Raw genomic sequence first — 14,918 nt, 5'->3', positions numbered from 1 at the left:
TTGACCCGGCAACCCATCGTTCTTTGAACAGCTCCTTGCGAAGGGCGATGGATGCCCGGCTCAAGGCCGGGCACGACGAGTTCATGTGGATGCGGTTTACGCGGCGTCGACGAGCACGAGCTCGGAATCTTCCAGCGCCGTGATCTTCAGCTTGGCTTCGTCGCGGATCGCAGCGCCGTCGCGGGCATTGACGCGCACGCCATTGATCTCGACGGCGCCGGCCGCCGGCACCAGATAGAGATGCCGCGACGCCTGCGGCTCATACTCCGCGCTCTCGCCCGCCTTCAGCGTGGTGGCGAGCACCCGCGCATCGGCGCGGATCGGGAGCGCATCCGTGTCATCCTCGAAGCCGCTCGCGATGGTGACGAGCTTGCCGGAGCGGTCCGCCTTCGGAAACGGTTTTGAGCCCCAGGTCGGCTGCCCGCCGCGCTCGGTCGGCTCGATCCAGATCTGGAAGATCCGCGTCCTGGTCGGCTCGAGATTGTACTCGGAGTGGCGGATGCCGCTGCCGGCGCTCATCACCTGCACGTCGCCCGCTTCGGTGCGGCCCTGGTTGCCGAGGCTGTCCTGATGGGTGATCGCGCCCTCGCGCACATAGGTGATGATCTCCATGTTGGCATGGGGATGGGCGGGAAAGCCGGTGTTCGGCGCAATCTCGTCGTCGTTCCACACCCGCAACGCGCCGTGGCCCATGTTGTTCGGGTCGTAGTGGCCAGCGAAGGAGAAATGATGCTTTGCCTTCAGCCAGCCGTGATCGGCGCCGCCGAGTTTTGCGAAAGGTCTGAGTTCGATCATCTTCGTAATTCCCTGGGTTGGACGAGCGGCGCCTTGATCAGGCGCCGAACCCGCCGTCGACGTTGAGCACGGTGCCGGTGACGAAGGAGGCTTCCGGGCTTGCGAGGAACACGATTCCGGCGGCGACTTCCTCGGGGCGGCCGAAGCGCTGCAGCGCGTGCTGCTTGCGCTGCGCTTCCGCGAAGTCGCGGTCGTCGTCCGGATTCATGTCGGTGTTGATCGAGCCGGGCTGCACCACGTTGACGGTGATGCCGCGCGGACCGAGGTCGCGTGCCGCGCCCTTGGTGTAGCCGACCACGGCCGCCTTGGTGGCGACGTAGTCCGCAAGGCCCGGGAATGTGGCGCGGTCGGCCAGCATCGAGCCGACGGTGACGATGCGGCCGCCTTCACCCATCAACTGCGAGGCGGCGCGGATCGCCGCGATCACGCCGTGAACGTTGACCTGGTCCTGCCGAGCCAGCGCTTCGGTGTCGGCCTTGGCATCGTCGGTTGCGCCGCCGGCTGCGACGCCGGCATTGTTGACGAGGATGTCGAGATGGCCGAATTCCTTTGCGACGTCGTTGACGAGCTGTGTCACGTCCTTCGCCGAAGCCTGGTCGGCCTTGAACGCACGCGCCTTGACGCCCTTCGCCTTCAGCTCGGCGACGACGGCCTCCGCCTTGTCGGGCGAGGCGACGTAGCTGATGGCGACATCAGCGCCTTGATCGGCGAGTGCGCGGGCCGAGGCCGCGCCGATGCCGCGCGAACCGCCGGTGACGAGGGCAACCTTGCCTGAGAGCTTCTTGGTCATTGGATTTCTCCATGTTCGGAATGTCTGATGGCTCTTGGATAAGCTCTCGCCTGTGGTATAGAAATAGAAACTGTTGAAACCCATTGTTTCCTTAAATGCCCCCTCAGGACCGCCCGCCATGGCAAAACTCCCGGACTTCGAAGCACTCGCGATCTTCGCAAAAGTCGTGGAGCTGCGGTCCTTTGCCGGGGCCGCGAGCGAGCTTGGGATGTCCAAGGCCACGGTGTCCAAGGCGGTCACGCGGCTCGAGGAGCGGCTGGGCGCCCGCCTGTTCAACCGCACCTCGCGCCGGCTCGCGCTGACTGATGCCGGCCACAAGCTGGCCGAGCGTGCGACGCGCCTCTTGGCCGACGGCGAGGCCGCCGAGAACGAGGCGCTGGCGCAGTCGGTGGCGCCGCGCGGCCTGGTGCGGCTCGCCGTCCCCATGACGTTTGGCATCAAGGCGGTGGCGCCGCTGCTGCCCGAGTTCTTTCAGGCCTATCCGGAAGTCTCCGTCGACCTGCATTTGAGCGATGCGACCGTGGATCTGATCGGCGAAGGTTTCGACATGGCGGTGCGGATTGCGCGGCTGCCCGACTCGTCGCTGATCGCGCGGCGGCTCTTCACCATGCCGCGCTACACCGTCGCCGCGCCGTCCTACCTCAAGCAACACGGCCGGCCGACGCACCCGATGCATCTCGCCGAGCACAAATGCTTCGCTTACGCCTATCTCTCCACGCCCAACGTCTGGCACTACACCAATTCGGCCGGCGAGCAGGCCAGCGTGCGCCCGGGCGGCCAGCTTCGCGTCAACAACGGCGAAGCCGTGATGCCGGCGCTGGTCGCGGGCCTCGGCATCGCCGAGCTGCCGGAATTCATCGTCGGTGAAGCGATCTTGTCAGGCGAGGTCGAAGTGATCCTGAAGGACTGGAAGCAGGCCGAAGGCGCCGTGCACCTCGTGACCCCGCCCGGCGGCCCCCGCCCCGCACGCGTCGAAGCGCTCGCTGATTTCCTCGCAGCGAAGCTGCCCGGCACGTGCAAGCGGCGGCCGCGCGGGAAGGTGAAGGGGGCGTAGCGCGAACGGCTTCAGCGCCCCTGTCATTGCGAGCCACCGGGTCCGCGTAAAGCGCGGCCCGATGACAGGCTCCGCGAAGCAATCCAGAATCTTTCCGCGGCGACAGTCTGGATTGCTTCGTCGCAAGAGCTCCTCGCAATGACGGGGTGTGGCTACGACACCTTCACGCCATCACTCGCGACAACGCGCAGGCTCGGCTTCAGCGTCCCCTCCAATTGCGCCTTCAATTCGTGAACGCGTGGGTCGCTCGATCGCGCCGCGCACACCCCGTATTGATGGACGGATTGCGCCAGCGCGCGCCGCGCTTCCGGCGTTCGCGTCAATTCGGGCGTCGAAAGCCGCAACACGATCGCTGCGAGATTCACCAGCATCTCGTCCAAGGCGACGTCGATGGTTCCAAGATTGTGCATCACTCACTCCCTGGAAGGCCAACAATGGCTGCAGGCACGCGTTCCTGGCCACCCTGGACATGGCTAACGCCTGGTAAACGTCTTGTTCTTGGCCGTCGCCACGTTAGGCTGGCCCGTGAACAAAGAAAATCAGGGGAGGCCCACCATGGATCGCCGCGATCTCTTGCGCGCCGCTGCGGCATTGCCGTTGGTGCGGGCAGCCCTACCGGAGAGCGCGTTCGCGCAAGCCTATCCGGCGCGCAACATCACCATGATCGTGCCGTTCCCGGCCGGCGGACAGGCCGACCTCGCGGCGCGTCCCGTGGCACAGGCCCTGGAGCGGATCCTCGGCAAGCCCGTGATCGTCGACAACCGGGCGGGAGGCGGCGGCGGATCGGTCGGCAATGCCGCGGCCGCGCGTGCCGAGCCCGACGGTTACACACTGCTGATGACGCTGTCCTCGCTCGCGGTGCTCCCCGAGGCCGACCGGCTGTTCGACCGGCCCGTCGCGTACGAGGTCTCGCAGTTCCTGCCGATCGCGCGCGTGCTCGCCGATCCGACGCTGCTCGCGGTGCCGGCCTCGGCGCCGTGGAAGACCGCGCAGGATTTCGTCGAGGATGCGAAGACGCGGCCGGGCCAGATCGCCTATGGCTCGTCCGGGCCGTACGGCACGCTGCATGTCGCGATGGAGATGTTCGCGAGCAGCGCGGGCATCAAGCTGCTGCACGTGCCGTTCCGCGGCGCGGGCCCTGCGCTGACCGCGATCCTCGGCGGCACCGTGCAGGCGATCGCCGCCGCACCGGGCACGCTGAAACCGCAGGTCGACGACGGCAGGCTGCGCGTGCTCGGCAATTGCGGCGCGCAGCGCATCGCGAGCTTCCCGGACGTGCCGACCTTCCAGGAGCTCGGCTACAAGGACGTCGAGTTTTACATCTGGGCCGGGCTCTTCGCACAGAGTTCTCTTCCTGCGCCGATCGCGACCCGCCTGCGTGAGGCGATGGCGCAGGTGATGACGAGTCCTGATGTGCTCAAGGCGTTCGAGACCTCGGGCAGCCTCGTCGCCTATCAGGACGCGCCGGCCTTCGCGCAGTTCATCGCCGCCGACAGCGCGCGTCTGATCGCGGCGGTGAGGAGGATCGGCAAGGTGGAGTAGGTTCCAGCCGCGCTTTTCACATTTTGTTGTTGGTCCAGAACAAGCCCGTGTCTCATTGATTGAAGATAATTCGAAAGACTTGGGAAGGATCTGGACATGCGAGCAGAGCGGATTGCGCTGGGTGTGGCGCTTGCGGTCGGCGGCATCGTGGCGCAGAGCGCTGCGTCCGCGCAGGAATACCGCGGCACGATGGAACAGCAGATGGCTTGCACGCCCGATGTGTGGCGGCTGTGCAGCGATCAGATTCCCGATGTGAACCGTATCGTGGCGTGTCTGCAACAGAACACCCCGCAGCTCTCCAGCGGCTGCCGTGCCGTGTTCCAGTCGAACAACCAGGCTCAACCGCAGCAGCCGGTCCCGCGCAATCGTGCCGCGCCGCCGCCGCGCTTTAACAATGCGCCGCCGCCACCTCCGTACGGGCAACCGCGTCCTTATTACGAATATGACGATTAGGCTCTGAGGAGCGCATGAGAGATGCGCGCCGGCATGCGATCGTGCCGCCTCGTTCAGCGCTCCGGCCTGCTGCCCGATTGAGGACGCGGTCCGAGCACCATCCGCAAGACGACACCGAACAGAATGGCTGCGACCGGCCAGTGAAACCAGATCCTGTTGCTGGTGAACAGATTGATCAGGATCAGGAAGGCCGACACCGTGAGAGCCGCTGCAACCGGGCGGGGCAGCCTTGCGAGCCAATCCGAGACGACATTCGACGGCACGCGCCTGTCGTCCATCCGCGGAGCCCGCGCTCGCTCTGAGGGCGTTGCACGCTCCTCGAACGGGAAGCTCCCTGGCCCGGCGGCTTGACCTCCCACTTGACCGCTCACTTGGCCACCCAGGGTCAGCCGGTAACTGGTCAGCGGAGCAATGTTCTTCATCGGGCGCTGGCCGAGGCAGTCGAAACCAACGGCTAGTTTGTTGTGCACCTGATCGTAGACGGAGCTCGAGATCACGACGCCGCCGGGCTCGGCGAGCTCCTGCAGGCGCGATGCGATATTGACCCCGTCGCCATAGATGTCGGAGCCGTCCACCATCACGTCCCCGAGGTTGATGCCGATGCGAAACCGCATGGGGTTGGCCTGGGACGCATCCGACGCCTGGCTGGAGATCTCCTGCTGAATCTCGACCGCGCATTGCACGGCCTCGACGACGCTGGCGAACTCGGCGATCACGGCATCGCCCCAGGTGTTCACGATCCGGCCGTCATGGCGCTCGACCAGGCGCGCGATGGCCGCGCGGTAGCGGCGGAGCGTCTCCAGCGTTCCGGTCTCGTCCGCTTCCATGAGACGAGAATAGCCGTACACGTCAGCGCACAGCACGGTGGTCAGTCGTCGTTTCACCTTGTCGTCGGTCATCGCCGCCATGCTAGCCCGCCTGACCGGCAATGCAACCAGGCATCGTTATCCGGCGCCGTCCTGCGGCCTGACCTCGCAGACGTCCACCCATTCGGCGGCGGTCAGCTCGGCCATGCGATCGGGGGTGATGCGCACCGCACTGTGGGTCGAGCCCGCCGCCGGCACCACGACATCGAACGCCTTCAGCGAGACGTCGCAATAGACCGGCAGCGGCGACTTCAGCCCGAACGGGCAGACGCCGCCGACCTCGTGCCCGGTGATCTCGGCGACTTCCTCCAGGCCCAGCATCTTCGGCTTGCCGCCGAACTGCGCCTTCACCTTCTTGTTGTCCATGCGCGAGGTGCCGCTCGCGACGATCAGGATCACGCGCTCGCCGACGCGCAAGCTCAGCGTCTTGGCGATCATTCCGGGCTCGACACCATAGGCCTCGGCCGCCAGCGCCACGGTCGCGGAGCTGATCGGGGATTCGATGACGGAAATATCGGGGGCTTTCTCGGCGAAGAAGGCGCGAACGGATTGCAGGCTCATTCCGGGCAGCTCATTCCAATCTTGCAGGCGGTGTCTCTTAAGCGATTCTCGGCAGCTCGGAGAGGGCGCGGACACGATGATCCGGTGCGAAGCCGAGCTCATCCATCTGGGTCCGGATCGCCCTGAACATGGTGAGCGGTGCCACGAGTTCGGTCTCCACGCAAGCCAGCGCCATGGCTTCCGGCGTCACCCGCTCGATCCAGGCGACCTTCAATCCGAACGATTTCGCCCCGGCGGCGTCCCAGGGATTTGAGGAGACGAACAGAACCTCATCAGGCGCGGTGCCGAGCACCTCGCCGACCAGCTCATAGGCCTGTGGGCTCGGCTTGAAGATTTTCTTCGCGTCCACGCTGATGGTGGCATCGAGCAGGGCATCGAGCCCGGAATTGCGCACCAGCGCATCGAGCATGTCCGGGCTGCCGTTGGAGAGGATGGCGAGCTTGCGCGGTCTCAGGGCCGCGAGCGTTTCCGCCGCATCCGGATAGAGATCGAGATGCAGATACTTCTCGATCACGCGCTCGAACGTCTCGTTCTCGTAGGCCAGCCCGAGCACGCGCAGCGTATAGGCGAGCGAGTCGCGCGTGACCGCGTCAAAATCCTGGTAGCGCTGCATCAGCGAGCGCAGCCAGGTGTATTCGAGCTGCTTGATGCGCCAGACCTGCGTGATGATCTCGCCATAGCCGGGAAACGCATCCTCGGTCACGTCAGCGACCGACTGGATGTCGTAGAGCGTGCCATAGGCGTCGAAGACGACGGCTTTGATGCTCATTGGCTGTCCTTCCGGGCCGTTGTGGTCACGAGCAACTTTGATCGGCAGGGTACCTCATCCCCAGTACCAAGGAACAACGGACGTCTGCCACTGCAACCGTGACCGGCGGCCCCTGGACCCAAGTGCTCGCAGCCCGCTATTTACGGCGAAACGCGTCCAGCAACCCCTCTATGATCTTGCGACCGTGAATGCGGGTTTTCTTGGGGTCGGACGCCGTTGGAAGCTTGATCGACAGCTCGCAAATGACCGCGTCAAGCATGTGTCCAAGCAGATCTATCTCATCGAAGACCAGCTCACCTTCGCGCTTGAGCGCCCTCAGCGTCGCCTTCAAAAGCGCCATTGGGTACTGCTCTTCGATCTCTGCGAAGCGGGCATGGCCGAGAACGACCGGCGCTTCTTGAACCACAATTCGCGCGTAATCAGGCTCGATCGAAACATCCAGATACGCATCGATGCCGGTGTAGAGCCGCTCCCATATTTTCGACTTCCGCTTGGAGAGCTCCTGCACGCGTGCAGCGGCATCCGATTGCAGCGAAACGACGACGGCGTCGAACAGAGCCTTCTTATCCTCGAAGTGGTGATAGAACGCACCGCGCGTCACTCTCGCAGCCCTTGAAATCGCCTCGATGCCCGCGGCCTGATAACCCTCACGGGCGAATATTTCCCGCCCCGCACCAAGCAGCGCTTGCCGGGTGGCTTCCGCATATTCCTCACGCCGCGTTCGTTGGTCAGTAGCAGCCTTGTTCATGGGCCATTTACATACCGCTTGACATGAAACATGCAAATTGAATATCACATACTCATAGTATGTGGGATGGTCCTGGTATGTCAGACCGAGGAGGTTGCCGTGAATGGAGACCGGATGTTCGAGCTGGCGCAGGGTCTGGCTGTTGCCAAGAGCAGGCAAGACGTCGCCTCTGCACTTGCCTTTCTCGACAGGGACATGGTGCTCGAAGGACCCGCGTTCGGCACCCGCGCAAAGGGACTTGCGGAAAACGAGGCGGCGCTGGCGCGGTTTTTCAAGTCTTTCCCGGATTACAACGTCGTGCTGTCCGGCCACGCCAACGACGCCGAGACGCTGGTTTGCTGGGGAGAGGTGCGAATGACCATGACGGGAGACCGCTTTGGGGTCACTCCCAACGGAAAGCGCGCCGAACTTCCGGTCTTTATCCGCTTCACCTTCCGCAATGACCTCATTGCAAGCGAATACTTCTTCTTCGATCTCTCGGCCCTGTGCGCGCAGTCAGGGGTCTCGACCGATCAGGTCCGTCGGAAGCTCTTTGGCGAAGTTCTCTAGTCGTCTGGGGCATCACACGTTTACGCAATGGAGAATGGCACGATGGATCCGCGCATAAAACCTGTTGCCGATATCAAAACGGTGCCGCTGTTCGACATCGTCGTTGATCTCGATCCACGTCTTTCCTTTGGCGAGACGCCCGTCGGCCGGCGGGTTCTATTCGGCGCCGCGGGGGGATCGTTCGCCGGAGAGCGCGTGCGCGGCGAAGTTCTTGCTGGCGGCGGCGACTGGGCCCTCTTCCGGCCCCACGGAGAGATGGCTCTCGACGTGCGTCTGACCTTGCGTACTGACGACAACGAACTGATCTACATGACCTATGGCGGACGCTGGATCACCCCGCCCGAACTGAAGGCCGACATGGCCGATCCGGCCAAGCGCTACACGGTCGATCCCTCACGCTACTATTTCCGAACGCAGCCGTTGTTCGAGACAGGCTCTTCCGCCTACGCCTGGATGAACGACATCGTGTGCGTCGGAACCGGATATCTCGTCGAGGGCGCGGTGGCCTACAAGATCTTTCAGGTTGTCTGACGTGACAGCAAGCGAGGGCTCGGAATCCCCTTCTCCCGACTTCAATTTGTCGCAACGACTCGCGGCGGAGGGACTCGGGACCTGCTTTCTGCTGATGGCCGTGGTGGGCTCCGGCATTCTCGGGGCCCGGCTGGCCAGCGGCAACACGGCTGTCGCGCTCATTGCCAATGCACTTGCGACGGCGGCGGTGCTATATGCGCTGATTGAATGGTTGGGTCCTGTGTCCGGGGCTCATTTTAATCCCCTGGTGACCGCCGCGCTCGTCATCAGAGGCGATTTGCCGCTTCGAACGGGAATTTCATACGTTCCCGTTCAACTCGTCGGCGCCTTGTTGGGAGTGGGTGTGGCGAATGCAATGTTTGCAGCGCCGGTCTTTTCCTTCTCGGTCAACGACCGAAGCGGCTTTTCCAATTTGTTGAGCGAGTTCGTCTCGACATTCGGACTGCTCGGAGCGGTGTGGGTTTGCTCACGGCTTCGTCCGGCATCAGTTGCTGGCGTTGTCGCCGCTTACATCGGCGGTGCCTTCTGGTTCACAGCGACCGACTTTGCCAATCCAGCGGTGACCATCGCACGCGCTTTTACCGACTCATTCGCAGGCATAAGGCCCCAGGATGTCATCGGCTTCATCGCGGCAGAGGTCATCGGCGCGGGTGCCGCGATCGTTGTGTTTCGCTGGTTGTTGCCGGCACGAGCTGGTGTTTGAGTTTTGAAGCGAACACCGCCTAGTCGACTTCATCGGACTTTCCGCATCCCAAATTATTGAACCTCGACATAGCGGATGATGCTCTGGTTCTGAACGTTTGCGATCAATTCATCTGCCCGAGACAACAGCCGATGAAGCAACGGTGAGGAATTTGCCTGGTTGTATCCCAAGGCTAAATCGACCGTTGGCGTTCCCCCGTCGAGCGCTCTGGCGACAACGTTGGGTGCCAGCATATTCTGCGCATAGAGGGGAACCAGGCTAACTCCGCCCGTGGACGCGACGAGCGACATGGCCGAAGATATGTTTTCGCCTTCGTACTTTGCCTTGAGCGTGATTCCCGCCCTTGTTGCGTAGTCTTGAATGACGGCTTGGAGCACCGGAGAGGTTCTTGCCGAGCTGACGTACACTTCCCGAGCGAGATCCTGCGGCCGAATCTTCTTGCGCGATGCCAAACGGTGATCAGCCGGCAGCACGGCGATCAGGGGCTCCTTCGCCAGCGTCTTGAAGACCAGACCAACACTCTCCTTTTCAGGCCGTAGGAAACCGACGTCCAACTTTCCCCGCATCAATGCGAGGGCGATTTCTGGGGAAGATAGAGTACACAGCGTGACTTCGACCTCGGGTGCTTCCTCGCGGAGCATGCGCAATAGATGAGGCAGCCAAGTCACCTCCAATCCGACCAGGAAGCCCATCGACAGCACGGGTCTTTGCGGCTCGGCCGTCCGCCGAGCGCCATCCATCGCCGCCTCGACCTGCAACAGCGCCAGCCGTGCGTGATCGAGAAACACTTTTCCTGCGGCCGTCAGCGTCACGCCGCGCGCCTGGCGCTCGAATAATTGTACGCCAACTTCGTTTTCCAGATCGCGAATCTGCCGGCTCAAGGACGGTTGTGAGGTGTTCAGCCGCCGCTGGGCAGCGGTCAACAAGCTGCCTTCCTCCGCAACGGCAACGAAGTAGCGCAAGTGCCGAAGTTCCATTTGCCCTCGTATATCTCCAAGGCATAGCTCCGAGCCTACAAGGTCTTAGTCATCAACAGAAGGAGGATTTAGCTTCGCGCAGTTTCCAACCACCAAGGGACAAGGAAGAAAATGTCGACAACCTCCAAGCCCAGCATCGTGTTCTGTCACGGCCTCTGGGCCGACGGCTCATGCTTCAGCAAGGTCATCCCCACCCTGCAGGCCGACGGTCACCAAGTGATCGCCGTCCAGTACGGGCTCAATAGCTATGCAGATGACGTCGCGACCGTGAAGCGCACGCTGGGGCGGGTCAACAGTCCCGCAATCCTCGTCGGTCACTCGTACGGAGGCGCCACCATCACGGGCGCGGGGACCGACGAGCGCGTCGCCGGCCTGGTTTACATCGCCGCCGTCGTTCCGGATGTTCACGAGACCGTACAGAGCGAGCTCAACAAATACCCCACGGAGATATTCTCCCAGATCGAGGTCGCAGGCGGACGCGTCTGGATCAAGCCGGAAGGTGTCAAGTACTTTGCTGGAGATCTTCCCGAGCAGGAGCAGAAGCTAGTGTGGGCGACCCACTACCCGCCCGCCGCCGACCTGCTCGAGCAGCAAGATCTCGATGAGGTCGCCTGGAAGACGAAGCCGAGCTGGTACATCCTCGCCCGCAAGGACCAGACCGTGCATCCCGATCTTCAGCGCTTTCTGGCCAAGCGCATCAACGCCACCACGATCGAGACCGACAGCAGCCATGTCACCATGCTGTCCCAACCCGACCTCGTCATCGACGTCATCCGCAAGGCGGCAGCCGCCGTTCAAAAAGGCTGATCGAACCAGGTGTTGGCATGGACGAAGCCGCCATGGGGCGGCTTCGCCCCGGCGGCCAGGCCGTTGTGGTCACAAGAACTCCGCTTGGAGGCGTGCGCATGAACGGCAGCGCGCCACTGCTCAACACACGAGGTCGAGGTCGGATCGGTCAGGCGCATCTCTATGGGTATTTGGAATCCGTCGTCGTCTCGGAGCGGACGGTGATCTCTCGAAGTACTACCCTGGCCGCCTGTAGGTCCGGTGTCGCAAAACCCTCCGTGAACTGGCTATGGAGTGGTGCGAGCAGGTCTCGTGCCTCGGCATACCGATCCTGTTCTCTCCACAATCCTGCGAGGCGTGTTGCTGCGCGCAACTCCCAGAGCTTGGCGCCCTGCTGGCGCGCAATTGCCGCGGCGTGGCTTAACCGAGCTTGCGCGGCGCTCGCATCGGCGTTCGGCAGCCGTAGCATCAGCTCGCCCATCATCCGGTGCAGCTCGGCCTCGAACCATCGCTCGCCGGTTTCTTCCACGCGGTGCAGCGCCTCGCTAATAACATCCAGGCCCTCGTTCACTGCACCGGACCGGCCGTGGACCTCGGCAAACAGACTTCGGAAATAGGGCACGAGGAAGCCTGCTCCGGTGGCCTGCCACATCGAAAGCCCGTCTCGGATCTGCGCGAGACCGGCCCGAAGATCTCCAGCCTCGGCCAGCGTCCAACCGCGAATGATGATACCGGCTCCGAGGAAGTGTGGGGAATCCTGCTCGGCTGCCAGTGCGATCAGCGCATTCGCCCGATCGCCGGCCTCGTCGTGATTCTGGCAAAGCTGCGACAGGATGCAGCCGTACAGTAGGGCATAGCCGAGGGTGTTGCGGTGGGACAACTCCTTCGCGCCGCTCAGTGCCTCTCGGCTCCTCGCCTGAGCCTGCTCAGGATAGCCGAGGGCAAACAGTGCCCAGGATAGAACGGAAAGTCCCGCCACACTGGGATCCTGCGCGAACAGGAAGGCAAGCGACCCGTGAGCGGTCGGATCGTAGAGGGCGAGCGTCCGCTCCAAATGGGCGCGCGCAGCTGTCAACTCGCCGCGAAGCAATTCAGCGGTTCCGACGATGCGATTGCCGATGGTTTCGGCGGCAGCATCGTTCTGTGCCTGGGCGCGGCGGAGCAAGTCCTCGCCTGCAGTTCGACCGGCCTCGAGCTCCGCCCGTACGACGTGAAAAACCCACTTCCCATAGAGAACGGGAAAGAGCCGCGACGTCTCGCCGAGGCGCTCGCACAGGTCTCGGGCTCGTGCGTTGGTCCGGCCGACCTCCGGTGCGGCCCAGCCCTTTGCCGCCATCAAGGCGACGCCGAGCGCGATCTGCAGCTCGAGCTCCCGCCTCCATCGTGGGGCGTCGTCGGGGAGAGCAGGAATCAAGTCGAGCCCTTTGGTCAATTGCGTGATCGCCTCTGCTGTGGCCGACCGCGCGATCTCTGCTTGTCCCGCCTTCAGCCAATAGTCGATCGCCGGTTCGGCCAATCCTGCCTCCGTGTAGTGATGGGCCAGAAGCTCGGGCTGCGTCTGCACTGTCTCCGGAAAATGTTGCTCGAGCGCGACGGCGATCCGGGCGTGCAAGCGCTGCCGCTTCGCCCGCACCAGGGTCGCATAGGCGGCGTCCCGCACGAGTGCATGCTTGAAGCTGTAGGTCGCTTGAGGCGGCGTGCCGCGCCGGAACACGAGGCCTGAACCGACGAGGTCATCCAACCCCGCCTGCAGGTCGCTCTCCGGAAGCGCCGTCGTCCTCGCGAGCAGTTCATGAGAGAATTCCCGGCCAATCGCAGCCGCGACCTGGGCCACCTCACGAGCGGGGGCCAGCCGGTCGAGCCGGGCCAACAGCGACTCCTGGAGCGTGGTTGGGATGGCCATGGGCGGCAGCGGCCCGGCGAGCGCGTAATGGTCGCCCTCATCGCGGAGCAGGTTGGTCTCCAGCACGGTCCGCGTCAGCTCCTCGACGAACAGCGGCACGCCGTCCGTCTTGGCGACGATCTGATCGAGCACCGCAGGCGGCAGAGCCTTACCACCGCTCAGCCGCGCGACCATTGCTGCGCCCTGCCGGCGGCTCAACCACTTGAGGGTCAGCGAGGTGACGTGGGCATAGCGCGTCCAGCGCGGCACGAACTCGGGCCGGAAGGTGATGAGGACCAGCACCGGGGCGCGCTGCACCCTGTCGGTCAGAAGATCGAGCAGCTCAAGGGAGGTTGGATCTGCCCAGTGCACGTCCTCGTACAGCGCCAGCACGGGCCGGCGCGTTGCGAGACCGAGCACCTGATCGACCAGAACTTCGAGCGTCCGCTCCTTCTGCCGATGCGGGCTCATGTCGAGCGGCGGGTAGCGCGCATCTGTCTCCAGCGATAGCAACGCCGCGAGCAGCGAAGCCACCGCGATGACGTGCTCGGTCGATAGCGCAAGCAGCGCCTCGAGTTTGTCGAGCCGGGTTGCAGCGGGATCGTCCGCAGCAAAGCCCGCTGCCCGCTCCAAAAGCCCGATCACCGGATAGAGTGGGCTGGTCTGATGGTGCGGTGAGCAGTAGCGACTCAGAGGCGTATGCGGCTCATGTTCCAGTCGCCCGCGCAGCGTCCGCACGAGGCGTGACTTGCCGATGCCAGGCTCGCCCCCGAGCAGGACCACCTGGCCCTCACCCTCTTTGGCGCGCTCCCAGTGCTCGAGCAGGAGGCCGATCTCGTGGTCGCGACCGACCAGCGGCGTCAGGCCTGCGCCGTGCAACGCCTCGAACCGGCTCTCGGCGGCGCCTTCGCCGACCACACGCCACGCGCGCAGGGGATCGGGAAATCCCTTTAAGATCTGCAGGCCGAGCTCGGCGAGCTCGAACAGGCCGCCAATGAGCTCTCGGGTCCGTGTGGAGATCACCACGGTGTCGGGCTCGGCCAGGGTTTGCAGGCGCGCGGCAAGGTTCGGCGTGTCGCCGACCACCGTCTCCTCGCGCGCCGCGCCTTCGCCGATCAGCTCACCGACAACGACCGGGCCGGTCGCGATGCCGATGCGGACCGCCAGCGTCTCACCATGCGCCGATGCCAGACTATGGACCGCCGCGACCGCGGCGAGGCCGGCCCGCACCGCGCGTTCGGCCTCATCTTCGTGGGCGCGCGGATAGCCAAAATAGGCTAGGACACCGTCGCCCATGTACTTCGCGACATGCCCTTCGAACCTTCCGATCGCGCCGGCCACCGCGTTCTGATAGGTCCGCAGGACTTCGGCCATTTCCTCCGGGTCGAGCCGGGCCGCGAGCGCGGTCGAGTCGACAAGGTCGACAAACATCACGGTGAGTTGGCGGCGCTCGGCCTCGGATGCAAGCGAGGCCTTCCAGGAGATATCAGCGCTCGCGGCGTTGGCGGGAGTCCTCGCCGAAATTGAGCCGTCGCGCAGAGCGGCAATGGCGGCGAGCAGCTTGCGGCGATGACCGATCGAGACGACGCCGATCCCGATCAAATCCTCAGCCGTGAGGTCCATGAGGACCTCGGCATCGATGTCGTTCTCCCGGAACGCCTGTTCATACTGTCCCAGCCCCAGACTGCACAGCCAAGCCATGACGTCCATGGGGGCCTCCCGGCTCTGTCTCAGCACCAGGTACTTCAGCCTACCGCAAAACGGTCTGAGCGAAGCGCGATAAAACGTCACGAACGACTGCGGGAAAACGGCAATTCCTGGGAGCAGGCACTCGAATAGATAACCGCGCGGTGCAACGCTCTCCAGGTCCGGTCCGGCCCTATGGGAGCAAAACCGACGAGATCCACAGACG

General features: G+C 63.9%; 16 protein-coding genes. 7 read left to right on the top strand and 9 right to left on the bottom strand.

Annotation, left to right across the window (positions count from 1 at the left end; genetic code table 11):
• Nucleotides 1-96 precede the first annotated feature (96 nt).
• Nucleotides 97-795: a pirin family protein gene (locus tag ACNJYD_RS35145; RefSeq protein ID WP_439364704.1), complete on the bottom strand. Its 699-nt coding sequence runs from the start codon at nucleotides 793-795 to the stop codon at nucleotides 97-99.
• A gap of 37 nt (nucleotides 796-832) precedes the next feature.
• Nucleotides 833-1,585, bottom strand: a complete 753-nt coding sequence (locus ACNJYD_RS35140) for an SDR family NAD(P)-dependent oxidoreductase (RefSeq protein WP_212259302.1) — start codon at nucleotides 1,583-1,585, stop codon at nucleotides 833-835.
• A gap of 118 nt (nucleotides 1,586-1,703) precedes the next feature.
• On the opposite strand from ACNJYD_RS35140, the gene ACNJYD_RS35135 reads away from it, so the two are divergent.
• Entirely contained in the window at nucleotides 1,704-2,639 is a 936-nt protein-coding gene (locus ACNJYD_RS35135; protein WP_212259303.1) for a LysR family transcriptional regulator, read from the top strand.
• Nucleotides 2,640-2,791: 152 nt separating this feature from the next.
• Here ACNJYD_RS35135 and ACNJYD_RS35130 read toward each other — a convergent pair whose 3' ends face one another.
• Nucleotides 2,792-3,049 (bottom strand): hypothetical protein, encoded by a 258-nt coding sequence (locus tag ACNJYD_RS35130; protein ID WP_439364703.1) that lies wholly within the window; start codon nucleotides 3,047-3,049, stop codon nucleotides 2,792-2,794.
• A gap of 145 nt (nucleotides 3,050-3,194) precedes the next feature.
• Between ACNJYD_RS35130 and ACNJYD_RS35125 the strand changes: the two genes are divergently transcribed.
• Both ACNJYD_RS35125 and ACNJYD_RS35120 read left to right on the top strand, forming a co-directional pair.
• On the top strand, nucleotides 3,195-4,181 hold the full coding sequence (locus tag ACNJYD_RS35125; RefSeq protein ID WP_439364702.1) for a tripartite tricarboxylate transporter substrate binding protein: 987 nt from the start codon (nucleotides 3,195-3,197) through the stop codon (nucleotides 4,179-4,181).
• Nucleotides 4,182-4,277: 96 nt separating this feature from the next.
• The gene (locus tag ACNJYD_RS35120; RefSeq protein WP_172787119.1) at nucleotides 4,278-4,634 is read left to right on the top strand and encodes a hypothetical protein; all 357 of its coding nucleotides are present in this window, start codon (nucleotides 4,278-4,280) and stop codon (nucleotides 4,632-4,634) included.
• A gap of 53 nt (nucleotides 4,635-4,687) precedes the next feature.
• On the opposite strand, the gene ACNJYD_RS35115 is transcribed toward ACNJYD_RS35120, so the two are convergent.
• The 4 genes from ACNJYD_RS35115 to ACNJYD_RS35100 form a co-directional block, all read right to left on the bottom strand.
• Nucleotides 4,688-5,533, bottom strand: coding sequence for an adenylate/guanylate cyclase domain-containing protein (locus ACNJYD_RS35115; protein WP_172787182.1), 846 nt, complete (start codon nucleotides 5,531-5,533; stop codon nucleotides 4,688-4,690).
• Nucleotides 5,534-5,578: 45 nt separating this feature from the next.
• On the bottom strand, nucleotides 5,579-6,061 hold the full coding sequence (locus ACNJYD_RS35110; protein WP_172787120.1) for a YbaK/EbsC family protein: 483 nt from the start codon (nucleotides 6,059-6,061) through the stop codon (nucleotides 5,579-5,581).
• A 37-nt stretch (nucleotides 6,062-6,098) separates the two neighbouring features.
• Nucleotides 6,099-6,830 carry a haloacid dehalogenase type II gene (locus ACNJYD_RS35105; RefSeq protein ID WP_439364701.1) on the bottom strand — a complete coding sequence of 244 codons (732 nt, stop codon included), beginning with the start codon at nucleotides 6,828-6,830 and terminating at the stop codon, nucleotides 6,099-6,101.
• Between the two features lie 136 nt (nucleotides 6,831-6,966).
• A complete protein-coding gene (locus tag ACNJYD_RS35100) occupies nucleotides 6,967-7,578 on the bottom strand; it encodes a TetR/AcrR family transcriptional regulator (RefSeq protein ID WP_439364700.1) in 612 nt (203 codons plus the stop codon).
• Between the two features lie 114 nt (nucleotides 7,579-7,692).
• On the opposite strand from ACNJYD_RS35100, the gene ACNJYD_RS35095 reads away from it, so the two are divergent.
• The 3 genes from ACNJYD_RS35095 to ACNJYD_RS35085 are packed head-to-tail and all read left to right on the top strand — an operon-like array spanning nucleotide 7,693 to nucleotide 9,361.
• Nucleotides 7,693-8,127 carry an ester cyclase gene (locus tag ACNJYD_RS35095; protein WP_172787123.1) on the top strand — a complete coding sequence of 145 codons (435 nt, stop codon included), beginning with the start codon at nucleotides 7,693-7,695 and terminating at the stop codon, nucleotides 8,125-8,127.
• Nucleotides 8,128-8,169: 42 nt separating this feature from the next.
• Nucleotides 8,170-8,658 (top strand): DUF3237 domain-containing protein, encoded by a 489-nt coding sequence (locus tag ACNJYD_RS35090; protein WP_210268372.1) that lies wholly within the window; start codon nucleotides 8,170-8,172, stop codon nucleotides 8,656-8,658.
• A gap of 1 nt (nucleotide 8,659) precedes the next feature.
• A complete protein-coding gene (locus ACNJYD_RS35085) occupies nucleotides 8,660-9,361 on the top strand; it encodes an aquaporin (RefSeq protein ID WP_439367550.1) in 702 nt (233 codons plus the stop codon).
• 53 nt (nucleotides 9,362-9,414) lie between these two features.
• On the opposite strand, the gene ACNJYD_RS35080 is transcribed toward ACNJYD_RS35085, so the two are convergent.
• A complete protein-coding gene (locus ACNJYD_RS35080; RefSeq protein ID WP_439364699.1) occupies nucleotides 9,415-10,338 on the bottom strand; it encodes a LysR family transcriptional regulator in 924 nt (307 codons plus the stop codon).
• Nucleotides 10,339-10,449: 111 nt separating this feature from the next.
• Here ACNJYD_RS35080 and ACNJYD_RS35075 point away from each other — a divergent pair, with 111 nt between their 5' ends.
• Nucleotides 10,450-11,145, top strand: a complete 696-nt coding sequence (locus tag ACNJYD_RS35075; RefSeq protein WP_439364698.1) for an alpha/beta fold hydrolase — start codon at nucleotides 10,450-10,452, stop codon at nucleotides 11,143-11,145.
• 160 nt (nucleotides 11,146-11,305) lie between these two features.
• On the opposite strand, the gene ACNJYD_RS35070 is transcribed toward ACNJYD_RS35075, so the two are convergent.
• A complete protein-coding gene (locus ACNJYD_RS35070) occupies nucleotides 11,306-14,716 on the bottom strand; it encodes an AAA family ATPase (RefSeq protein ID WP_439364697.1) in 3,411 nt (1,136 codons plus the stop codon).
• Between the last annotated feature and the right edge of the window lie 202 nt (nucleotides 14,717-14,918).

The organism is Bradyrhizobium sp. SPXBL-02 (assembly GCF_051853065.1).
In the GTDB taxonomy this organism is placed as follows: Bacteria; Pseudomonadota; Alphaproteobacteria; order Rhizobiales; family Xanthobacteraceae; genus Bradyrhizobium.
Note: the sequence above shows the minus strand (reverse complement) of the source record. Positions and strands in the feature narration are given on the sequence as shown.